Below are 23,427 nucleotides of genomic sequence, written 5' to 3'. Positions count from 1 at the left end.
ACACCCAGATAAAAAGAGCCCCGGCATGCCGGGGCTCTTTTCATTTCACGCTGGCATCAAACTCACTCGTCAGTCGAGGTTGGCTCGATGGCTGCGGCGTCGTTGTGGCTGGATGGACTGGCGTCGTCGGCGACCATCACATCCTCAGCATTGTCCTCTTCCGCATCCAGCCGCATCACGCTGACCAGGGTCTCGTCAGCCGGCAGCTTGATCAGGGTGACACCCTGGGTATTGCGGCTGAGCTGCGAAACTTCGGCGACACGGGTGCGCACCAGCGTGCCCTGATCCGAAATCAGCATCAGCTCGTGCGCCTCGGTGACCTGCACCGCACCGACCAGCGGACCATTGCGCTCGGAACACTGGATGCCAATGACACCTTGCGTACCACGCCCCTTCTTGGTGAACTCGACCAACTCGGTGCGCTTGCCGTAACCACGAGCGGTGGCGGTGAGAATATCGCCTTCCGCCGCGACGATCAGCGACACCACCTCGGCCCCGCCAATCAGCTTCATCCCGCGCACACCAGCCGCAGTACGACCCATCGAACGCACGGTGTTCTCGTCGAAACGATTGACCTTGCCGTTCGAAGCGAACAACAGAATGTCGCTGTTGCCATCAGTCATTTCCACATTGACCAGCGCATCGTCGTCATGCAGCTTGATCGCCAGCTTGCCCTTCTGCAGCTGGAACGCAAACTCGTTCAGCGGGGTTTTCTTGACCGTACCGTGCTTGGTGGCGAAGAACACAAAGCGATCTTCCGCATACTCGCGGATCGGCAACACCGCCTGTACTTTCTCGCCCTCGCCCAGCGGCAGCAGATTGATGATCGGCTTGCCGCGCGCACCGGGGCCGGATTCCGGAATCTGGTAGACCTTCTGCCAGTAGACGCGACCGATGCTGGTAAAGGCCAGCAAGGTGTCATGCGTATTGACCACCCACAGCTGCTCGACGAAATCCTCATCCTTCAGTGCGGAAGCCGAACGGCCCTTGCCACCCCGCTTCTGCGCGCGATACGTGCTGGCCGGCTGGCGCTTGATGTAACCGGTGTGCGACAGCGTGACCACGACGTCTTCCGACGCGATCAGATCGAGTACATTGAGGTCTTCCTGCGAATGCTGGATATCCGTGCGGCGTGCATCGCCGAACTCGGCCTTGATCGCTTCGAGTTCTTCGCGGATCACTTCCAGCAAGCGGTTCGGGTTCTCCAGAATCTCGATCAGCGCGCGAATCGCCTCCAGGATCTGGCGGTATTCGTCGGAAAGCTTTTCCTGCTCCAGCCCGGTCAGACGGTGCAAGCGCATCGCCAGGATTTCCTGGGCCTGCACTTCGGACAACTGGTAGCCGTCGGCCTTCAGGCCTTCACGCGGGTCCATGTCTTCCGGACGCGAGGCATCGGCACCGGCGGCAGAAAGCAGCGCGCCCACCATGCCCGGCTGCCACTTGCGCGCCAGCATGCGCTCGCGTGCTTCCGCTGGCGAGGCCGAGGTCTTGATCAACTCGATCATTTCGTCGATGTTGGCCAGCGCCACCGTCAGACCTTCGAGGATATGCGCGCGGGCACGTGCCTTGCGCAGTTCGAAGATGGTGCGCCGGGTAACGACTTCGCGACGATGGCGAATGAACGCCTCGAGAATGTCCTTGAGGTTAAGCAACTTCGGCTGGCCATCCAGCAGGGCCACCATATTGATGCCGAAGGTCACCTGCATCTGGGTTTGCTGGAACAGGTTGTTCAGCACCACATCGCCCATCGCATCCTTGCGGATTTCGATGACCACACGCATGCCGTCCTTGTCGGACTCGTCGCGCAGCTCGCTGATGCCTTCGAGCTTCTTTTCCTTGACCAGCTCGGCGATCTTCTCGATCAGCCGCGCCTTGTTTACCTGGTACGGCAGTTCGTGGATGAGGATCGTTTCGCGGCCATTGGCTTCGGTCTCGATCTCGGCCTTGGCCCGCACCAGAATGCGGCCACGACCGGTACGGTACGCCTCGATGATGCCGGACGAACCGTTGATGATGCCGTAGGTCGGGAAGTCCGGACCCGGGATGTAATGCATCAGATCGTCGATGCTGAGCGCGGGCTCATCGATCAGTGCGATCGTCGCGGCAATGACTTCGTTGAGATTGTGCGGCGGGATGTTGGTGGCCATGCCAACCGCGATGCCGGATGAACCATTCACCAGCAAGGTCGGCACGCGCGACGGCAGCACCAGCGGCTCGCGCTCGCTCTCGTCGTAGTTGAAACCGAAGTCGACGGTGTCCTTGTCGATGTCGGCCAGCAGCTCGTGGGTGAGGCGCGACATGCGCACCTCGGTGTATCGCATGGCCGCCGCGTTGTCGCCGTCAACCGAGCCGAAGTTGCCTTGGCCATCGACCAGCATGTAGCGCAGCGAAAACGGCTGCGCCATGCGCACGATCGCGTCGTAAACCGACTGGTCACCGTGCGGATGGTATTTACCGATCACGTCACCGACCACGCGCGCCGATTTCTTGTACGGCTTGTTCCAGACGTTGCCCAGCTCGCTCATCGCGAACAGCACACGACGATGCACGGGTTTCAGACCATCACGTACATCGGGAAGTGCGCGGCCCACGATCACGCTCATGGCGTAATCGAGGTAGCTTTGGCGCATCTCGTCTTCGATGTTGACGCGAATGATTTCTTTGGCGAGTTCTGCCATGAATCGGCTTCCTTGATGACAAAAAAAAGGACGCTGGCGCCGCGCCTCCAGCGCGTGCGCAAGTGACCCGAAATCAACCGGTAAAGTGTAGCACGACAGCACCTAAAACGACAGTATTTAATCTTTTGCAATCAATGATTTACATGCGTCACTCGCGACGCACGCGCAGCACCCTGCAGGTTGCTTAAATATTGATCAGCGCAACACCGATGAAAGCGGCTGACACGCAGTCGGGCCAACGGCTGCGCCGGCCGCGAATGGTGCGGCCGAAGGGTCTCTGCAAGCGTTCAGATCAGCCTGTGATGGCACGCCTACCAGCCGAACATCGCCTGCATGGCAAGGCTGTTCGGACGCTCGATCACGCCACGTTCGGTCACGATGGCATCAATGAGTTCTGCCGGCGCCACATCGAAGACAGGATTCCACGCCTGTGCACCTTCGACGACCGTGCGCCTTCCCGCCGTGCTCAACAACTCAGCTGCATCGCGCAATTCGATCTCGATTTCCTCGCCCGTGCCGGTAGCCATGTCGACCGTCGAGGACGGTGCCACCACCATGAATTTCACGCCATGGTATTTCGCTGCAATCGCCAATTGATAAGTGCCGATCTTGTTGGCAGTGTCACCGTTGGCCGCGATCCGATCGGCGCCGACGATCACCCATTGCACCGCACCGGACTTCATCAGATGAGCGGCGGCAGAGTCGGCGATCAGTTGGGCGGGAATACCATCGCGCACCAATTCCCACATGGTCAGTCGCGCACCCTGCTGCCATGGGCGGGTTTCCCCGGCGTAAACGCGGGCGATCCGCCCGTTGGCCACGCCAGCGCGGATCACGCCAAGCGCGGTGCCGTAGCCGGCCGTGGCCAGCGAGCCGGTATTGCAGTGGGTCAACACGCCCGAGCCAGCTGTGATCAGCGACGCCCCCAACTCGCCCATCTTCCGATTGGCGGCCAGATCTTCGTCCTGAATCGCCTGCGCTTCACGCAAAAGTTCGTCAGCGCCGGCACCCGCAGCGATGCGTTTCTTCATGCGGTCCAGTGCCCACATCAGGTTCACCGCAGTGGGACGTGCGGCACGCAAGGTCGCCAATACCGGCTCCAGCGGAACACCCTGCTGGGCCGCCATTGCCACACCCCAGGCCGCCGCAATGCCGATCGCCGGCGCTCCGCGCACGGCAAGGTTGCGGATCGCTTCGGTCACCTGCATGGCATCCCGACAGGCGATCCAGCTTTCCTCGGCGGGAAGCAGACGCTGGTCAAGCAGACGCAGATGATCACCGCGCCATTGCACGGCGCGGATGGAATCGTGGGTATCAGCAGATGGTTTCATCCATCCATTATCGCCTGCCGCGCCGTGATTGCGCACGACAGGCGAGTACGTTCAGCTGCGTTGACGCAGCCACTGGTGAATCGCCGGAGGCACCTCGCGCTGGGCTCGACCGGAAACATAGATGCCGATGTGACCGCCCTTGAACGCCAGTTGGGTGTAATCGGTGGTACCCACATGCTTGCCCAGCGCGCGCGAGGCATCCGGTGGAACCAGATGGTCCTGCTCGGCAAAGATGTTCAGCACCGGCTGGGTAATCATGCCCAGATCAATGCTCTGGCCGCCGATCTCCAGCGTGCCCTTGACCAGCTTGTTGCCTTGGTAGAAATCCTTGATGAACTGGCGGAACGCTTCGCCCGCCTGGTCGGGTGAATCAAAGATCCAGCGCTCCATGCGCAGGAAATTCTCCAGCTCGGCCGGGTTGTCGAGGATGTCGACCATGCCGATGTACTTCTGCTGATTCAGTCGCACCGGCTTGAGTGTGAGGTAGACGTAGTTCATCAGCCCGGCAGGAATATTGCCCATGGTGTCGACAAACAAGTCCACGTCCATGTTGCGACACCAGCTCGACAGCATGTTGTCGGGCGTGTGGAAATCCACCGGGGTCACCATGGTGATCAGGTTTTTAACCTTGTCCGCGTGCAGCGCCGTGTAGCACAGCGAAAACGCGCCGCCCTGGCAGATGCCCAGCAAGTTGATCGCATCCAGGTCGTGGCGCGCACGCACCGCGTCGACGCAGCGGTCAAGATAACCGTTGATGTAATCGTCCAGCGTTAGCCAGCGGTCGGCGCCATCGGGATAGCCCCAGTCAATCAGGTAAACGTCCTCACCCTGCTCCAGCAGGTTGCGCACCATCGAGCGATCGGCTTGCAGATCGGTCATCCACACCGTGTTGACCAGCGCATAGACGATCAGCAGCGGCGTCTTCGAAGTGGTCTTGCCGTGACCAGTAAAATGCCAGACCTTGAGCTTGTCCTCGCGGTAGACCAGCTCGCGTGGCGTATTGGCGTATTCGGGCTCGCGCATGCCGCGCAGGTTGGCCATGCCGGCAGCCAGCTTGCGCTGGAATGCCGCCATGTCGGTCAGCGCCTTGGTCGGGTCGATGTGCATGGGGGTCTGCATGGCGACGCTCCTTTATTTGCGCTTGCGCGCGGTGGCCGTGGATTTGGATGCTGCAGCAGACTTGCGCGTACTCTTCGCCGCAGCAGGCTTCTTTGCTGCTACGGGCTTCTTCGCCGGTGCAGGCTTCTTTGCTGCTGCAGGCTTCTTCGCCGGTGCAGATTTCTTCGTGACCACGGGTGCTCGCGCGGGAGCGGCTTTCTTCGCTGCAGGCTTGGCGGGAACAGCGTTGCCCAGTTGGCGCTTCAACGCAGCTACTTCTCGTCGCAAAGCCATGATCTCGCCAGTGTGATCGCTGCCATCACCCGTCTGGCTTGCGCGGAACTCGCGGCGCAAGGCCTGCAGCCGTTCACCGAGGCTCGACACCTCGCTGCGCGTGGGCACACCCAATTGCTGGCACAGCTGCTCGGTCTGTTTCTGCTGCAGCTGGCGCACGCGCATCTGGGTGTTGACCATCTCGCCGTAAGCAACGCGGAACTCGTCGGACAACGCGATGCCCGCATAAGCTTCCTCCGACGCATCCACCCACAGGTCGTATAGACCCTTCAGCGAATCGACCTGCCGGCCCGGCGCGGCATGTTCAGCCAGCTTTTGCTGCAAGCGCTGCATGCCTTGCGTATTGGCGCGCTGGATCAGCTCCTGATATTTGGCCGACGCCTGCATCGACGCCAGCATGGCCATGCCCAGCTCCTGCTGTTGCATCTGCTGTTCGCGATCCATGCCGAAGGCCGGGGTCGGGCCGTGCGCTCCCGGCATGTCGCCGAAGCCGCTGCGCTGAGCTGCCTGCGACCATGACTGCCACTGTCGGGCAAAACTCTGCGCGCCGGCACTGTCGATACCGCCAAAAGCCTGCGCGAAAGGCTGGCTGGCACCGCCGAACATCTGTTGCAACTGCTGCTGCCAGTCGTTGGATGGCCGATTACTGACACCGCTGCTTGCAGCATTCTGCATCCAGTCGAAATACCCTTTCAGGCCAGCCAGCGTGCGTTCAAGCGTATCTCCACCGGTGGCCTGTGACGGCGGCGGTGCAAACGGATTCGCTGCAGGTTGCTGCTGGAGCTGCCGCGTCCAGGAGTCCCACGACTGCTGTGCCAACGCCTGATAGTCCTTCATGAAATCACTTGCGGGATCGGCCATCGGTACATCCTCTTCAACGGTTCCACCATCCTAGCAAATCGCCACCATGCAAAATCATCGCGACCATAACGAAGAAGGCCCGACGTAAGCCGGGCCTTCTTCATCTTGCTGCTGTCAAAGCGGGAACTCAGACGCCAGCGGCGCGTTCGTCCTCGGTTACCGCCTTCATCGACAGACGGATACGACCTTGCTTGTCTACTTCCAGCACCTTGACCTTGACGATGTCGCCTTCCTTCAGCTTGTCGGAAACCTTCTCGACCCGCTCATCGGAAATCTGCGACACGTGCACCAGACCATCCTTGCCGGGCATGATCGTCACGAACGCACCGAAGTCCATCAGCTTGGCGACCTTGCCTTCGTAGATGCGACCCGGCTCGACGTCGGAAGTGATCTGCTCGATGCGCTTCTTCGCCGCTTCACCCGCCTCGCGATTGACCGAACCGATGATGATGGTGCCGTCATCGGTGATGTCGATCGTGGTGCCGGTTTCTTCGGTGATCGAACGGATCGTCGCGCCACCCTTGCCGATCACTTCGCGGATCTTGTCCGGATGGATCTTGATGGTGATCAGGCGCGGCGCGAACTCGCTCATCTCGGTGCGGGCTTCGGTCAGCGCCTTGGCCATTTCGCCGAGGATGTGCAGACGACCCTGCTTGGCCTGAGCCAGCGCAACCTTCATGATCTCTTCGGTGATGCCGTCGATCTTGATGTCCATCTGCAGCGCGGAGATGCCTTCGGCACTACCGGCTACCTTGAAGTCCATGTCGCCGAGGTGATCTTCGTCGCCGAGGATGTCGGACAGCACGACGAAGTCGTTGCCTTCCTTGACCAGACCCATGGCGATACCGGCCACCGGAGCCTTCAGTGGAATGCCCGCGTCCATCATGGCCAGCGAGGAACCGCACACCGAAGCCATCGACGAGGAGCCGTTGGACTCGGTGATTTCCGAGACCACGCGCACAACGTACGGGAATTCCTCGATGCTCGGCTTGACCGCCTGCACGCCGCGCTTGGCGAGGCGACCGTGGCCGATCTCGCGACGCTTCGGCGCACCAAAACGACCCGCTTCACCGACCGAGAACGGAGGGAAATTGTAATGGAACAGGAACGGGTCCTTCGACTCGCCACCCGGTGCGTCGATGATCTGCGCGTCACGCGTGGTGCCCAGCGTGATGACAACCAGTGCCTGGGTTTCGCCGCGGGTGAACAGTGCCGAACCGTGCGTGCGCGGCAACACGCCGACGCGGGCGGTGATCGCACGCACGTCGTCGAGCTGACGGCCGTCGATGCGCACCTTGGTCTTCAGCACGCTGTCGCGCATGGTGTGGTATTCAAGCTCGGCGAATTCCTTGGCCATCGCGCCGGTAGACCAGCCGTTCTCTTCGGCCTGTGCCTTGAGGCCAGCCAGCACATCGGACTTGATGGCGGAGATCGCGTCACGACGCTCCAGCTTGTCGCGCACCGCGAAAGCGGCAGCCAGCTGATCACCGACCGCGCCCTTGACGGCGGCCACCAGCGAAGCATCGACGGACGGAGCCTTCCAGTCCCACGACGGACGAGCTGCCTCGGTGGCCAGTTCAGCGATCGCACGGATCGCAGTCTGCATCTGCTGGTGACCGAACATGACCGCGCCGAGCATCACATCCTCGGACAGCAGTTGCGCTTCGGACTCGACCATCAGCACCGCGCCAGCGGTACCGGCAACCACCAGATCCAGCTCGGAGGTCTTCAGCTCGGTGGCGGTCGGGTTCAGCAGGTACTTGCCGTTCGCGTAACCGACGCGTGCTGCGCCGATCGGGCCCTTGAACGGGATACCGGCCAGGCTCAGTGCCGCGGAGGCGCCGAGCAGCGCAACGATGTCGCCGTCAACTTCCGGGTTCAGCGAGACGACCTGGGCGATCACCTGCACTTCGTTCTTGAAGTCTTCCGGGAACAGCGGGCGCACCGGACGATCGATCAGACGCGAAGTCAGCGTCTCCTTCTCGGTCGGACGGCCTTCGCGCTTGAAGAAGCCACCGGGAATGCGACCGGCCGAATAGAACTTCTCGACGTAGTCGACGGTCAGCGGGAAGAAATCCTGACCTTCCTTCTGCTTGGTCGCGGCCACGGCGGTGACCAGCACCACGGTGCCGCCCATGCTGGCCATGACCGCACCGGATGCCTGGCGGGCAATTTCGCCCGTCTCCAGTGTGACTTCGTGATTACCGTACTGGAATGACTTGGTTACTTTTGCCACGTGCTTAATTCCTGATCTGATTGAGAAGTGCGCCCGCGGTCGGGCGCTTCTTGATCTTTGCGTTCACGAATGAACGCACGCGCGAATCAGCGACGCAGGCCGAGGCGTTCGATCAGGGTCTGGTAGCGCGCCAGATCGCGGTCCTTCAAATAGCTGATGAGACGCTTGCGCTGATTGACCAGCTTCAGCAGGCCACGGCGGGAATGGTGATCCTGCTTGTGCTCCTTGAAGTGGCCGGTGAGATGGTCGATACGGGCGGACAACAGTGCAACCTGCACTTCGGTCGAGCCAGTGTCGTTCGGCACGCGGCCAAAATCAGCGATGATCTTGCCAGTCTGTTCTGCAGTAAGGGACATGGAGTACGTTTCCTTGATAAGGCGATGCGAAGCTTGCGCTTGCATCATCGGCGATGACGCAAGCGCAAGCTTCGCCTAGTTGAGTGAAAGCGTTGAAATAACTTGTCTATTCTACTGACCGGAGTGCTGTTACAACAAGTGCGCGCGGCCTTTTGGGGCCAAATCAGTCAGCCCGGCGGCAGGTTGAAGCCCCGAATGACGCGAGCCCGCCCTTGCTCATCCGGTTCCAGCAACGCCAATAACCCACCGTCACTGGCATAGGCGGCGCAGCGGCCGATTTCCGGCAATCCCGGCAAATTGATCTGTTGGCCACGTGAAATGGCCATGCTTTGTGCTTCGTCCAGATGCATTACCGGAAGATCCGAGATACCCGCCGATACGGGCAGCAGCCACGCCAGCAAGGCCTCATCACCCTGTTCTGCCGCCTGTTCCAGCTGTTCCAGTGTCACCATTTGCGGCTCGCGGAACGGCTCCACCCAGATTCGCCGCAACGCGGTCAGGTGGGCACCGCAACCGAGGTCCTCACCCAGATCCACCGCCAGCGAGCGGATATAAGTACCCGAGCCGCATTCCACCAGCAGCCGCAAGTTGTCACCGGCACGCCCGAGCAGCTCCAGGCGATGCACGTCGACCTCACGCGCCGGCACGTCGACGATTTCGCCCCGCCGCGCCTTGGCATAAAGCCGCTCGCCCTCGAGTTTCAGCGCCGAATACATCGGCGGTACCTGCAGAATGCGCCCACGCAGCTTGCTCAGCGCAACCTCGATCGCCGCATCATCAAGCGCTGGCACCGGACGCTGGCAAACCAAGTCGCCTTCGCTGTCCGCCGAGTCGGTGGTGATGCCCAATCGGCATTCAGCAAGATACGCCTTGCGCGCGCCAAGCAGGCTGCCGGCCAATTTGGTGGCCTCGCCGAAACACAAGGGAAGCAAACCGGTAGCCAGTGGATCAAGCGCGCCGGTATGGCCGCCCTTCGACGCACGCAACAGCCGACGCACCGCCTGCAACGCCTGGTTGGAACTCAGGCCCAGTGGCTTGTCGAGCAAGACAATACCGTGCAGATCACGGAACTGGATACGGGACTCGCGACTCATCGTTTCAGCCATACCTGAGGCAAGCGACTCAGTCCTGCTGGTCGCCGTCCGGCGGAGCGATGGTGCGTGCCTGCTCGCGCAGCAGCGATTCGATTCGCTCACCCTTGTCCACTGAATCGTCGTACTTGAACTTCAATTCCGGCACCCGGCGCATGCGCATGCCGCTGTGCGCCAGCGCGTGGCGAATTTCGTGGCCTATCTCATTCAACGCCTTCACCGCCGGCAGGCCCTGCTCGGGCATCAAGGCGGTGACCCATACCGTGGCCCAGTCCAGGTCACGGGTGATTTCCACGTCCGACACGCTGACCGACGGCAAGCCGTGATCACGCACGGCCGCGTGCACCAGCAAGCCAAGCTCGCGACGCAACTCGGCGCCGATACGGTCAGTACGTTTGAAATCGCGGGAAGGCATGGAAAAATCTCAATAGAGAGTGGAGAGAAGTGAGAAAAGAGGGAAAGCCAGGCTCTCACTCATTCCTCACTTCTGCACACTCGTTTCTGCTTTAAAGCGTGCGTGCCACTTCGGTGCGTTCGAAGCACTCGATCTGATCGCCCGGCTTGACGTCGTTGTACTGCTTGACGGCGATGCCGCACTCCATGCCGTTGCGCACTTCGTCGACCAGTTCCTTGAAGCGGCGCAGCGATTCCAGTTCGCCCTCGAAGATCACCACGTTGTCACGCAGCACACGGATCGGCTTGCTGCGTTTGACGTGACCTTCGGTGACCATGCAACCCGCCACGGCGCCGAACTTGGAACTGCGGAACACATCGCGCACTTCGGCCAGGCCGATGATGTCTTCGCGCACTTCCATGCCGAGCAGGCCGGTGGCCGCCTGGGTGACCTGATCGATCACGTCATAAATGATCGAGAAGTAACGCACGTCAAGACCGCTGGTTTCGATCACTTTGCGTGCCGACGCATCGGCACGCACGTTGAAGCCGATGACCAGCGCCTTCGAGGCCGCCGCCAACGTGGCGTCGGATTCGTTGATGCCGCCAACACCGGAGGCGACCACGTTGACACGAACCCGCTCGTTGCCGATCTGGGTCAGCGACTCACGCAGCGCCTCGACCGAGCCCTGCACATCGCCCTTGACCAGGATGTTGAGCGTCTGCTGCTCCACGCCCTGACCCATCTTGGCGATGATGTCTTCAAGCCGGTTGCTCTTGCTGACCATGCGCGTTTCACGACGCTTGAGCTCACGCTCCTGCGCCACTTCGCGGGCCAAACGCTCGTCTTCGACGCAGACAAAGTCGTCGCCGGTTTCCGGCACACCGGACAAGCCCAATACCTGCACCGGAATCGACGGACCGGCTTCGGTCACCTGCTTGCCGGTTTCGTCGATCAAGGCACGCATGCGGCCGTACTCGATGCCGCAGACAATGAAGTCGCCCTTCTTCAACGTGCCCTGCTGCACCAGCACCGTAGCCACCGGGCCGCGACCGCGATCCAGACTGGATTCGATCACCACGCCCGAGGCACGGCCGTCTGCAACGGCACGCAACTCCATCACTTCGGCCTGAACCGAGATCGCATCGAGCAGATCCTCGACGCCGGCGCCGGTCTTGGCCGACACCGGAATGAACTGGACGTCGCCGCCCCAGTCTTCCGGCACCACTTCGTACTTCACCAAACCCTGTTTGACGTTGTCGGGATTGGCGCCGTCCTTGTCCATCTTGTTGACCGCGACGATCAGCGGCACCTTGGCGGCGCGCGCATGCTTCACCGCTTCTACGGTCTGTGGCATCACGCCGTCATCGGCAGCGACCACCAGGATCACGATGTCGGTGGACTGTGCGCCACGGGCACGCATCGAAGTAAACGCGGCATGTCCGGGCGTATCGAGGAAGGTGATCACACCCTTCGACGTTTCCACGTGATACGCACCGATATGCTGCGTAATACCACCGGCTTCGCCCGAGGCGACCTTGGTACGGCGAATGTAATCCAGCAACGAGGTCTTGCCGTGGTCGACGTGACCCATGATGGTTACCACCGGCGGGCGAGCAACCTTTTCGCCATCCAGTTCGACGCTCTGGGTATGTGCCGCCAGCGTTTCCTCGGCATTGTTCTGATTGTCGGCCACCGGCGTGTGGCCCAGTTCCTCGACCACCAGCACGGCGGTGTCGTGATCGACGGTCTGGTTGATGGTCGCCATCACGCCCATCTTGAACAGCGCCTTGACCACCTCCGAACCCTTGACCGCCATCTTCTGGGCCAGGTCGGCGACCACATTGGTTTCGCCGACAACCACTTCACGCACCACCGGTGCGGTGGGCCGCGAAAAACCATGCGGACCCGTCGGCGTGCTGCCGCTGCTACGCGACATCTCACGACCGCCATGGCGGGTGGGTTTGCCACGTTTGCCACTGGACGAGGAACGACGGGCACGATCGGCTTCGCTCAGGTGCATCTGGCCACCGGCAAAACGCTTGCCGGCTTCCCGATCTTCCTTGTTTCCCGGTGTTTCGGCACGCTCACGCGAATGCTTGGGTTTGCCGCGAGCATCGCTGCTGCCTGCCGCTGCCGGAGCAGCAGCATTGGTCGTTGCCGCAGCCGCGCGCACCGGCGCCGGAGCAGGAGCTGGCGTCGCCGCGGGCGGTGCCACCGGCTTGACCAGCTTCTCGCGCTTGCGCGGTTCATGAATGCGCGGCAGGATCATGCCTAGTTCGCGCTGATCCATGCGCTGCACGGTCGATGTGTCGTCGGCAGGCGTCTCCACCGCGCTGGTGGGGGCGGCAACCGGCTCGGCCACAACGGCAACCGGCTCCACTGGCGTTGCCGCCACAACGGGCTCGGCAGCAGCCGCCACCGCGGCGGCAGCCTCACTCTGCTGCTGCTCGGCCTTGCGCTGTTGCTCTTCCTGCGCACGCTGATGTACTTCGGCCTCGCGGCGCTGCTCGGCCTCGTGACGTTCGCGCTCTTCCTGCTCACGCTGCTGCTGCGATTCCTGCAGCTTGCGCACGGCATCTTCGCGCTCCGGCTCGGCACCCGCTTCTTCGGCGATCACGCTGCGCTTGACGTAGGTACGCTTGGCGCGCACTTCGACGTTGACAGTCTTCGCCGTCGCGGCCACACCGCGTCCGCCCGGGGTGGCGACTTTCAGCTCGCCGACTGTACGTCGCTTCAGCGTGATCTGCCGCGGAGCGCTGTCATCGACTTCAGCTACCGCCTCGCTCTTGCCATGCGTGCGACGCAGAAAGCCCAGCAGTTTCACCTTCTCGGTGCTGCTGATGACCTGTTCCTGGTCGGAAAATTTCATGCCTGCCTCGCCAAGCTGCGTCAGCAACTTGTCGACCTGCATACCCAGCACCTGGGCGAGTTGTTTGATCGTGACGTCCGACATCGTGTTCTTTGCTCCGCCGTTCCCGCGCTTATCGTCTGTGCGGCATTATCACTACCGCCACCTCCATCCTTGGTGAAAAGCTTCGTCAGAAGCCTTTCGCGGCACACCCATCCAGGGTGTTGCCGTCCGCGGTTAGCCGCCTTTCTCCAGTTGCGCGATCATCGGCGCTCGTGCGGCCATGATCAGCGCTGCCGCGCGATCTTCGTCCATGCCTTCGATATCAATCAGGTCATCCACCGCCAGATCCGCCAGATCGTCGACCGTCGTGACTTCACGAGAGGCGAGCACGTAAGCGGTAGCCTCATCCATCCCTTCAAGCGCCAGCAGTTCGTCAGAAGGCTGATGGTCGTCCACGCCCTCCTCCACCGCCAGTGCCTCGGTCAGCAAAGCGTCGCGGGCACGGGCGCGAAGTTCTTCGACGATGTCTTCGTCGAAGCCTTCCACGGCCAGCAGCTCGGCGCTCGGCACGTAGGCGATTTCCTCGATGCTGGAAAAACCTTCCTGCACCAGAATGACCGCAATTTCCTGATCAACTTCGAGCTTGTCCATGAACAACTGACGAGCAGCCTCTTGTTCGGACTCGCTCTTGGCGGTGACCTGGTCCTGCGTCATCACGTTGAGCTGCCAGCCGGTGAGCTTGCTGGCGAGGCGCACGTTCTGGCCACCGCGACCAATCGCCTGAGACAGTTTGTCCTCGGCCACCGCGATATCCATCGAGTGCTTTTCCTCGTCCATGATGATGGACTGCACCTCGGCCGGCGCCATCGCATTGATCACGAACTGCGCCTGGTTTTCGTGCCACAGGATGATGTCGACGCGCTCGCCATTGAGATCGTTGGACACCGCCTGCACACGCGAACCGCGCATGCCGATGCAGGCGCCTATCGGATCGGTACGGCTGTCATGCGCCAGCACGGCGATCTTGGCGCGGTCACCCGGATCGCGGGCGCAGCCCTTGATCTCGACCAGGCCCTGGCCGACTTCCGGTACTTCCAGCTTGAACAATTCGATCATGAATTCCGGCGCAGCGCGCGACACGAACAGTTGCGGGCCACGCGCTTCGGACTTCACTTCATACAAATAACCACGCACGCGATCACCCACGCGAGCCGACTCACGCGGAATCGTCTTGTCGCGCGGAATGAAGGCTTCAGCGTTGCTACCCAGATCCAGATAGATATTGCCGCGCTCGACACGCTTGACGATGCCGGTAACCAGCTCGCCCACGCGATCAGCAAACGCATCCACCACCTGCTGGCGCTCGGCTTCGCGCACGCGCTGCACGATCACCTGTTTGGCGGCCTGCGCGGCAATGCGACCGAATTCGGCGTTCTCGACCTGCTGTTCGATGTACTCGCCGACCTGCGCGTCATCGCGCTCATCGAGCGCGTCCATCAGGCGCAATTGGAAGGATGGATCTTCCATTTCGCCGTCATCGGCGATGATTTCCCAGCGACGGAAGGTCTGGTACTCGCCCGTGTCGTGATTGATCGACACGCGAACATCCGGTTCTTCGTCGGGATAGCGCTTCTTCGCGGCTGAAGCCAGTGCGGCCTCCATCGCCTCGAAAATCACTTCTTCCGGCACGCCCTTTTCATTGGCGACTGCATCGACGACCAGCAAAAGTTCTTTGCTCATTACTGCAACTCCGTAGGCACCCTGTGCGGACACCGATGGTTGAATTGTTGCGTCCATCCCGCAACGCAAAAACTTGGAACGCGGCCATGAATGACCGCAATGACTTATTTCTTGCCGCCGGGTTTGGGTTGCGGCGCATAACCCAGCGCTACCCAATCCGGCACCACTCGCGCACTTTCCACCAACGAATGATCGAACTCGAACGTTTTGCCTTCGGCTTCCAGCACGATGTGCTCTCCAGCCACCGAAACCAGCTTGCCGCGCAGACGACGACGACCTTCCAGCGGCGCCCGCAGCAGCAATTTCACTTCCTGACCGTCAACTCGCGAAAACTGTTCGGCCGTAAACAACGGGCGATCAAGCCCCGGCGAAGAAACCTCCAGCACGTAATTGCCCGGAATCGGATCTTCCACGTCCAGCAAGGCGGATAATTCGCGGCTCGCCGTTTCACAATCCTCGATGCCGACTTCGCGACGTTCGCCGTCAGCGGTTTCCTTGCTCAACAAGTCCAGATAAACGCGCAGCGTACTCTGCCCGTGCGACGGATTGAACTCCACACCAAGGCATTCCAGACCCAGATCGGTCAGTACCTCGGTAAAGCGCTGTGCCAGTACCTGTGTATCCATGATCGTCTTCCCGACTCACTCCGCCGAACAGCAGAAACAAAAAATGGGCTCCAACGGCCCATTTCCTTATCACGCCGATGTTCCTCCTCGTACAGCTCTTTCCGGTGCGCTTGACTGCCGAAGCTGCCAGGCACGACGCCTCCGTGCGCCCAACAAAAAAGCCTCACGAGGAGGCTTTCTTGCAACAAGAAAGATCTGGTAGCGGGGGCAGGATTCGAACCTGCGACCTTCGGGTTATGAGCCCGACGAGCTGCCAGACTGCTCCACCCCGCATCAGAGTCCGAAGAGTTTACCGGGGTGGCCGGTTTCTTGCAAGCCTCAATCGCGCAACAACACCAACAATCGAAATATCACAGACCAAACGCGTGACGGCACCAGCCCAGCAACGGTCCCCAGTACAAGCCCAACACCAACAGCGACAGCGCGTTGATCGACAACACCACGCGCAACGGCTTGTCGGCCTGTGCCTGCAACTGACTGCCTTCAACCGGCTTGTCGAAGTACATCACCTTGACCACGTGCAGGTAGTAATAGAGGCCGATGATGGCGAACACCACACCGACGATCGCGAGCCACAGCATGTCTGCATGAATCGCTGCTTCAAGTACCAGAACCTTGGCCCAGAAACCGAACAGCGGCGGCACACCGGCCAGCGAGAACATTGCCAGAAGCATCAGGAAAGCCATCCACGGCGACTTCTGGTTGAGTCCCTTGATGTCGGCGATTTCCTCGCACTCGAACCCTGCCCGACTCATCGCCAGCATCACGCCAAATGCAGCCACGCCCATCAGCGCATAACAGATCGCATAGAACATCGCCGCTGCATAACCTTCCGGACCGGCTGCCGCAAGACCCAGCAGCAGATAGCCCATGTGCGAAATGGTCGAATACGCCAGCATGCGCTTGAGGTTGGTCTGCACGATCGCAACGAGGTTTCCGATCGCCAGCGAAAGTACCGCCAACACCGCCAGCATCAACTGCCAGTGATGCGAAAGATCGCCCATGCCGCCATCGAGCAGGCGCCAGGCCATACCGAACGCGGCCAGCTTCGAACCCGACGCGATGAACGTGGTGACCGGCGTCGGCGCGCCCTGATACACGTCCGGTATCCACATGTGGAACGGTGCCGCACCCAGCTTGAAACCGATGCCCACGATCATGAAGATCAGGCCGAACAGCAGCAGCGTGGGTGACGTGGTGTAACTCATCACGTTGTGCAACTGGGACAGCTCCAGCGTTGGCGTGCCGCCCATGCCGGAAGCGCCGTAGACCATCGACATGCCGTACAACAACATGCCCGAAGCCAGTGCACCCAGCACGAAGTACTTGATCGCCGCTTCCGGCGGCAGCTTCGCGTCACGGTTCAGCGCCACCAATGCATACGACGACAGTGACAGCAGTTCCAGACCCAGATAGATGGTTACCAGGTTGCCGGCCGAGACCAGCAGCATGATGCCGATCACTGCAAAGATCATCAGCGTGTAGAACTCGCCGCCGAGCAGCTTGCGGTCGATCAGGTACGGACGCGCGTAGACAAAGACCATCGCCGTCGTGCCCAGCACGAACACTTTCAGGATCTCGGCCGCGTCATCGCGCAGGAACATGCCGCCGAACGCGCTTACCGCTTGCGGTGGCTGACCGGCAATCACCAGATAAATCGCGACCAGCAGCACGGCAATGGAAATCCAGTGCAGCAGCGGACGCTGCGCGGGCTTCATGAAGGCGTCCATCAGCAGCAGCAGGCACACCGCCGCCACCAGATAGAACTCCGGCAACAGGATCAGGATGTCATTCATTGTTGGCATGTTCGGTCCCGATCAAATCTTGTGAATGGCGAGCTGCTGCACCAACTGCGCCACCGAGCTGTCCATCAGGTGGACCAGCGGCTGCGGCCAGATACCCAGCGCCAGCACGGCGGCGGCAAAGGACGCCAGCACGAAGGTTTCGCGACCGTTGATTTCCTTCATCTCGGCCACGTGCGGATTGGTGATGTCACCCCACAGCACGCGCTTGACCAACCACAGCGTGTAACCGGCGCCGATGATCAGGGTGAAGGCAGCAAACAATGCAATCCACGGGTTGGCGCTGAAACTGGCCAGGATCACCATGAATTCGCCGACGAAGCCGCTGGTACCCGGCAAGCCACAATTGGCCATCGCGAACAGCACGTAGAAGAAACCGAACCACGGCATCACGTTGATGACACCACCGTAGTCCTTGATGGCGCGGGTATGCATGCGGTCGTACATCACGCCGATGCAGGTAAACATCGCGCCGGAAACGAAACCGTGCGAAATCATCTGGATCATCGCGCCCTGCATGCCGAGCGTGGCCATGTTGGTATTGCCGGCATCGCGCACCAGCATGAACGCCATGAAGATACCCAGCGTGACGAAGCCCATGTGCGCCACGGACGAGTACGCCACCAGCTTTTTCATGTCCTCCTGCACCAGTGCCACGTAACCGATGTAAACGATCGCAACCAGGCTCAGTACGATAACGATCCACGCGAAGTGGGCGCCCGCATCCGGCACGATCGGCAGAATGAAGCGCAGCATGCCGTAGGTACCCACCTTCAGCATCACCGCCGCCAGCACCACCGAGCCGCCGGTCGGCGCCTCGACGTGCGCATCCGGCAACCAGGTATGCACCGGCACCATCGGCACCTTGATCGCAAATGCGATCAGGAACGCGAAGAAGATCCAGGTCTGCTCCTTCATCGTCAGCGGCAGCGCCGCCAGCGTGGCCAGATCAAACGTGTGCGCCTTCTGGTACAGGTACAGCAGCGCGATCAGCATGAAGACCGAGCCGAAGAACGTGTAGATGAAGAACTTCAGCGTCGCATACACGCGCCGCGGGCCACCCCAGATACCGATCAGGATGAACATCGGAATCAGGATCGCCTCGAACAGCGCATAGAACAGCAGCGCGTCGGTGGCGCAGAACACGCCGATCAGCAGGCCTTCCAGAATCAGCATCGCCGCCATGTACTGATGCGGCTTGTCCTGGATGACTTCCCAGGCACCAGCGATCACCAGGATGCCGACGAAGGTGGTCATCACGATTAGTGCCACCGAAATACCGTCGACCGCCAAGCCGTAATGCACGCCCCACGAGGCAATCCACAGGTGGCTTTCGACCAACTGCATGGCGCTGCCGGATGGGTCGTACTGCACCAGCAGCGACAGACTGACCACGAAGGTCAGCACCGCCACCAGCAGCGACAACCAGCGCGCCAGGTTCGGGCGGGCCGAACCGGCGAGCAGCACCGGGATCGCACCGAGGACAGGAAGCCAGATCAACAAACTGAGCAAATGATTGAACATGGATCTGTTTCCCTTATTGCCCGACCGGCATGGAACCGAGGAACCAATACCCGCCAAGCAGCAGGATCAGGCCGAGAATCATCGCGAACGCGTAGTGATAGAGGTAACCCGACTGCAGACGGCGTGCGGTCGCGGCGACGCGATGCACCAGGCTCACCGAGCCGTTGACCATCGCGCCATCGATCACCGCCGTCTCGCCGGCCTTCCAGAACAACCGGCCAAGCATCACGCCGCCACGGGCGAACACGGCGAAGTACAAATTGTCGACCCAATACTTGCGATCCAGCACCGTCCACAGCGGCTTCAGCGCGGACTTGACACGACCGGCCAGCGCCGGGTTGAACAGATAGATATACGTGGTGATCACGAACGCCGTGACTACCAGCCAGAACGGCAGCTGCTTGAACCCGTGCAGCGCCATCGCCAACGAACCGTGGAATTCCTGACCGAGTTCGGCCAGCACGTTGTTCGCCTCGTTGACGTGGATCGCGCCACCAAACCAGTTGCCGAACAGCACCGGACCGACCGTGAAGAAACCCACCAGCAGCGACGGAATGGCCAGCAACACCAGCGGCAGCGTCACCACCCACGGCGACTCCTTCGGTGCATGCGCCAGCACACCGGGCTCATGGTGACCGTGATCATCGTGATCATGGCCATGGCCATGCTGTTCGACGACGGTGAAGCGCTCCTTGCCATGGAAGGTCAGGTACATCTGGCGGAAGGTGTACAGACCCGTCACCAGTGCGCCGGCCATCACGCAGAAGTAGGCGTAATGCGCGCCCCAGCGATGCGACTCGCCGACTGCCTCGATGATCGCGTCCTTCGAATAGAAGCCCGAGGTGAACGGAATCGCCACCAACGCCAGCGAACCGATCCACATGGTGATCCAGGTGATCGGCATGTACTTGCGCAGGCCGCCCATGTAACGCATGTCCTGCTCGTGATGCATCGCAATGATCACCGAGCCGGCGCCGAGGAACAGCAGCGCCTTGAAGAATGCGTGCGTCATCAGGTGGAACACCGCGCCCGAATACATCGACACGCCCAGCGCCACCGTCATGTAACCCAGCTGCGACAGCGTGGAATACGCGATCACCCGCTTGATGTCGTTCTGCACGATACCGATCAAGCCGGTGAACAACGCCGTGGTTGCACCGATCACCAGCACGAAGCTCAGCGCCGTCGACGACAGCTCGAACAGCGGCGACATGCGCGCCACCATGAAGATGCCCGCAGTGACCATGGTCGCCGCGTGGATCAGCGCCGAGATCGGGGTCGGTCCTTCCATCGAGTCAGGCAGCCACACGTGCAACGGCACCTGTGCCGACTTGCCCATCGCGCCGATAAACAGGCAGATGCAGATCACCGTGGCCGCATCCCACTGCGTATGCGCCGTAATCTGCAGGGTCTTCCCGACCAGGCCGGGCGCCGCGTTGAACGCCGTGGCGTAATCCAGCGTACCGAGGAAATACAGCACCGCCGCAATACCGAGCAGGAAACCGAAGTCACCCACGCGGTTGACCATGAACGCCTTGAAGTTCGCGAAGATCGCGGTCGGGCGCTTGTACCAGAAGCCGATCAATAGGTACGACACCAGGCCCACCGCTTCCCAGCCGAAGAACAGCTGCATGAAGTTGTTGCTCATGACCAGCATGAACATCGAGAAGGTGAACAGCGAGATATAGCTGAAAAAGCGGGTATAGCCCGGGTCATCGCGCATGTAGCCGATGGTGTACACGTGCACCAGCAACGACACGAAGCTCACCACCACCAGCATCATCGCGGTCAGGCGATCGACCATGAAGCCGACGCTGGCGTTGAATGGACCGACCTGGAACCAGGTGTAGAGGTTCTGGTTGTACTCGGCCGCACCACCAAGGGTGAGCTGATACAGCACGTAGAACGACAGCGCACAGGAAATCAGCAGACCAAGAATGGTCACGCTGTGCGAACCGGCGCGGCCGATGAACCTGGCGAGGAAGCCGGCGAGCAGGCAACCGACCAGCGGCGCCAGCGCAATCGTCAGCAGGATGGATGTCGAAAGCTGCATCGGATCAACCCTTCATGCTGTCGATGTCGGCGATATTGATCGTGCTGCGCGTACGGAACAGCAACACCAGAATCGCCAGGCCGATGGCAGCTTCTGCCGCAGCCACGGTAAGAATAAAGAACACGAATACCTGCCCCGACACGTCGCCGAGGAAGCGCGAGAACGCCACGAAGTTCATGTTCACGGCAAGCAGCATCAACTCGATCGACATCAGCAGCACGATGACGTTTTTGCGGTTGATGAACAGGCCGGCGACGGCGATGCAGAACAGCACCGCGCCGAGCACGATGTAGTGCGCAAGCGTGATCATGGCTGCGGCTCCTGGGATTCGGTCGATTCGTCGGGACGCACGGCCGCCATCTTCACGATACGCACGCGCCGGGTCGGGTCTGCCTTGACCTGCTGACTGGCCGACTCGTAACGGGCATCACGACGCTCGCGCAGGGTCAACGCCACCGCGGCGACGATACCGACAGTCAGGATCAATGCGGCAATTTCAAACGGCAACAGGAAGCGGGTGTACAGCGCCTTGCCCAGCCATGCAGTGTTCGATACGCCGGCCGCAACGGCCGGGTCAGCACCCAACACATGGGCCTGCATGGCCCGCACACCGATCAGGCCGAGCATTTCCGCCAGCATGATCACCGCCACGAACAGGCCGATCGGCAGGAACTTCACAAAGCCCTCGCGCATTTTCTCCTGATCGATGTCGAGCATCATCACCACAAACAGGAACAGCACCATCACCGCGCCGACGTAGACCACGATCAGCGCCAGCGCGAGGAACTCGGCTTCCAGCAGCAACCACAGACAGGAGGCACTGAAAAACGTGAGCACCAGCGCCAAAACCGCATGCACGGAATTCTTCAGCGTGATCACTGACAGGGCTGCTGCCACCGTGACAAAGCTGAAGGCATAAAAGCAGATGAGTTGAAGCAGTTCGGGATTCATCATGGGCCTCAGCGGTACGCCGCGTCTTGTGCGCGGTCGGCGGCAATCTGCTGTTCAAAGCGGTCGCCGATGGCCAGCAGCTTCTGCTTGTCCACCACGTTCTCGCCACGATTCTCGAAGTGGTATTCGTGGATCGAGGTTTCGACGATCGAATCTACCGGGCAGCTTTCTTCACAGAAGCCACAGAAAATGCACTTGAACAGGTCGATCTCGTAACGGGTGGTACGACGCTGACCATCGCTTTCGCGCGGTGCCGAATCAATCGTGATCGCCAGCGCCGGACAGACGGCTTCGCACAGCTTGCAGGCGATGCAGCGTTCTTCGCCATTCGCGTAGCGACGCAATGCGTGCAGACCTCGGAAGCGATTGGATTTGGGGATGTGCTCCATCGGGTAGCGCATCGTGTACTTCGGTTTGAACATGTAGCGCATGGTCAAACCCATACCCTGGAACAGCTCAACCAGCAGCAGGCTCTTGAAATAAGCGGTAATGCGATTCATTGGATGCTCAGCTCCCCATGCCGATGCTGACTACGCCGTAGTACTTCATCAGGCCAGCCACGAAAACCCACACGATGGCGATGGGAATGAAGACCTTCCAGCCCAACCGCATGATCTGGTCATAGCGATAGCGCGGGAACGTGGCGCGGAACCACAGGAACATGAAGGAAAACAGGAACGCCTTGATCAGCAGCCAGGGGAAACCGCCGTGCCCGATGAAGCCCCACGAGGTCGGGAACGGCGACAACCAGCCACCCATGAACAAGATCGCGGCGAGAAAGCTGACCAGGATCATGCTGGCGTATTCAGCGAGGAAGAACAGCGCAAATGCCGAGCCGGAATATTCCACGTGGAAGCCGGCCACGATCTCCGACTCGCCTTCGGCAACGTCGAACGGCGCACGATTGGTCTCGGCCACGCCGGAGATGAAATAGATCACGAACACCGGCAGCAGCGGCAGCCAGAACCAGTCGAAAATGCCCTTGCTGCCAGCCTGCGCGTTGACGATGTCCGTGAGATTCAACGACCCCGCCAGCACCAGCACACAAACCAGACACAGGCCCATCGCCAGCTCATACGAGATCACTTGAGCGGCCGAGCGCATCGCGCCAAGCAGCGCGTAGCGCGAGTTGGACGCCCAACCGGCAATGATGATGCCGTAGACGCCGATCGAGGTCATCGCCAGCAGATACAGCACGCCGGCGTTTGCATTCGACAGCACCATGGTGCTGCTGAACGGTACGACGGCCCAGACGGCCAGCGCCGGCACCAGCGCAATCATCGGCGCCATGTAATAGAGGAAGCGGTTTGCCTTGGTCGGCAGGATCACTTCCTTGATCAGCAGCTTCACGACGTCGGCGAAAGCCTGCAACACCCCGAACGGACCGATCTTGTTCGGCCCCATGCGCACATGCATCCAGCCGAGAACCTTGCGCTCCCAGTAGACAAACATCGCCACCGCCAGCACCAGCGGCAACACGATCGCCAGGATGTACAGGATCGGCACGACGAGCTGATGGATGAGTTGATCAAGCATCT

Annotated in this window: 18 protein-coding genes and 1 tRNA gene; all 19 read right to left on the bottom strand. The window is 60.9% G+C overall.

The features are described from left to right. Positions 1 to 62: 62 nt before the first annotated feature. Complete coding sequence (gyrA, locus tag PY254_RS09630; protein ID WP_281011839.1) at positions 63 to 2,678, bottom strand: DNA gyrase subunit A; 2,616 nt, start codon at positions 2,676 to 2,678, stop codon at positions 63 to 65. 311 nt (positions 2,679 to 2,989) lie between these two features. Then, positions 2,990 to 4,009, bottom strand: coding sequence for an S-methyl-5-thioribose-1-phosphate isomerase (gene mtnA / locus PY254_RS09625; RefSeq protein WP_281011838.1), 1,020 nt, complete (start codon positions 4,007 to 4,009; stop codon positions 2,990 to 2,992). A 51-nt stretch (positions 4,010 to 4,060) separates the two neighbouring features. After that, a complete protein-coding gene (locus tag PY254_RS09620) occupies positions 4,061 to 5,128 on the bottom strand; it encodes a class III poly(R)-hydroxyalkanoic acid synthase subunit PhaC (RefSeq protein WP_281011837.1) in 1,068 nt (355 codons plus the stop codon). Between the two features lie 12 nt (positions 5,129 to 5,140). Then, a complete protein-coding gene (locus PY254_RS09615) occupies positions 5,141 to 6,262 on the bottom strand; it encodes a poly(R)-hydroxyalkanoic acid synthase subunit PhaE (RefSeq protein WP_281011836.1) in 1,122 nt (373 codons plus the stop codon). A 127-nt stretch (positions 6,263 to 6,389) separates the two neighbouring features. Then, a complete protein-coding gene (gene pnp, locus PY254_RS09610; RefSeq protein ID WP_281011835.1) occupies positions 6,390 to 8,498 on the bottom strand; it encodes a polyribonucleotide nucleotidyltransferase in 2,109 nt (702 codons plus the stop codon). 86 nt (positions 8,499 to 8,584) lie between these two features. After that, positions 8,585 to 8,854, bottom strand: a complete 270-nt coding sequence (rpsO, locus tag PY254_RS09605) for a 30S ribosomal protein S15 (RefSeq protein ID WP_281011834.1) — start codon at positions 8,852 to 8,854, stop codon at positions 8,585 to 8,587. A 167-nt stretch (positions 8,855 to 9,021) separates the two neighbouring features. Next, on the bottom strand, positions 9,022 to 9,948 hold the full coding sequence (gene truB, locus PY254_RS09600) for a tRNA pseudouridine(55) synthase TruB (RefSeq protein WP_281011833.1): 927 nt from the start codon (positions 9,946 to 9,948) through the stop codon (positions 9,022 to 9,024). A 28-nt stretch (positions 9,949 to 9,976) separates the two neighbouring features. Then, on the bottom strand, positions 9,977 to 10,360 hold the full coding sequence (gene rbfA / locus PY254_RS09595) for a 30S ribosome-binding factor RbfA (protein WP_281011832.1): 384 nt from the start codon (positions 10,358 to 10,360) through the stop codon (positions 9,977 to 9,979). 91 nt (positions 10,361 to 10,451) lie between these two features. Then, positions 10,452 to 13,295 (bottom strand): translation initiation factor IF-2, encoded by a 2,844-nt coding sequence (gene infB / locus PY254_RS09590; RefSeq protein ID WP_281011831.1) that lies wholly within the window; start codon positions 13,293 to 13,295, stop codon positions 10,452 to 10,454. A 132-nt stretch (positions 13,296 to 13,427) separates the two neighbouring features. After that, positions 13,428 to 14,933: a transcription termination factor NusA gene (gene nusA, locus PY254_RS09585; protein WP_281011829.1), complete on the bottom strand. Its 1,506-nt coding sequence runs from the start codon at positions 14,931 to 14,933 to the stop codon at positions 13,428 to 13,430. A gap of 104 nt (positions 14,934 to 15,037) precedes the next feature. Beyond that, on the bottom strand, positions 15,038 to 15,559 hold the full coding sequence (gene rimP, locus PY254_RS09580) for a ribosome maturation factor RimP (RefSeq protein ID WP_281011828.1): 522 nt from the start codon (positions 15,557 to 15,559) through the stop codon (positions 15,038 to 15,040). 196 nt (positions 15,560 to 15,755) lie between these two features. Continuing rightward, positions 15,756 to 15,832: transfer RNA gene (locus tag PY254_RS09575), tRNA-Met, on the bottom strand. Between the two features lie 77 nt (positions 15,833 to 15,909). Beyond that, positions 15,910 to 17,364 carry an NADH-quinone oxidoreductase subunit NuoN gene (gene nuoN / locus PY254_RS09570; protein WP_281011827.1) on the bottom strand — a complete coding sequence of 485 codons (1,455 nt, stop codon included), beginning with the start codon at positions 17,362 to 17,364 and terminating at the stop codon, positions 15,910 to 15,912. Positions 17,365 to 17,376: 12 nt separating this feature from the next. Then, positions 17,377 to 18,885 carry an NADH-quinone oxidoreductase subunit M gene (locus PY254_RS09565; RefSeq protein WP_281011826.1) on the bottom strand — a complete coding sequence of 503 codons (1,509 nt, stop codon included), beginning with the start codon at positions 18,883 to 18,885 and terminating at the stop codon, positions 17,377 to 17,379. A 13-nt stretch (positions 18,886 to 18,898) separates the two neighbouring features. Then, positions 18,899 to 20,938, bottom strand: coding sequence for an NADH-quinone oxidoreductase subunit L (nuoL, locus tag PY254_RS09560; RefSeq protein WP_281011825.1), 2,040 nt, complete (start codon positions 20,936 to 20,938; stop codon positions 18,899 to 18,901). Between the two features lie 4 nt (positions 20,939 to 20,942). Next, positions 20,943 to 21,248 carry an NADH-quinone oxidoreductase subunit NuoK gene (gene nuoK / locus PY254_RS09555; protein WP_007805214.1) on the bottom strand — a complete coding sequence of 102 codons (306 nt, stop codon included), beginning with the start codon at positions 21,246 to 21,248 and terminating at the stop codon, positions 20,943 to 20,945. Next, the gene (locus PY254_RS09550) at positions 21,245 to 21,889 is read right to left on the bottom strand and encodes an NADH-quinone oxidoreductase subunit J (RefSeq protein WP_281011824.1); all 645 of its coding nucleotides are present in this window, start codon (positions 21,887 to 21,889) and stop codon (positions 21,245 to 21,247) included. Before PY254_RS09550 ends, nuoK begins: the two co-directional genes overlap by 4 nt. A gap of 8 nt (positions 21,890 to 21,897) precedes the next feature. Then, positions 21,898 to 22,389, bottom strand: a complete 492-nt coding sequence (nuoI, locus tag PY254_RS09545) for an NADH-quinone oxidoreductase subunit NuoI (RefSeq protein WP_281011823.1) — start codon at positions 22,387 to 22,389, stop codon at positions 21,898 to 21,900. A gap of 7 nt (positions 22,390 to 22,396) precedes the next feature. Continuing rightward, positions 22,397 to 23,425, bottom strand: coding sequence for an NADH-quinone oxidoreductase subunit NuoH (gene nuoH / locus PY254_RS09540; RefSeq protein WP_281011822.1), 1,029 nt, complete (start codon positions 23,423 to 23,425; stop codon positions 22,397 to 22,399). Between the last annotated feature and the right edge of the window lie 2 nt (positions 23,426 to 23,427).

This window comes from Rhodanobacter sp. AS-Z3 (assembly GCF_029224025.1).
In the GTDB taxonomy this organism is placed as follows: domain Bacteria; phylum Pseudomonadota; class Gammaproteobacteria; order Xanthomonadales; family Rhodanobacteraceae; genus Rhodanobacter.
The sequence above is the reverse complement of the archived record's forward strand: the minus strand, read 5'-3'. Positions and strand labels throughout refer to the sequence as shown.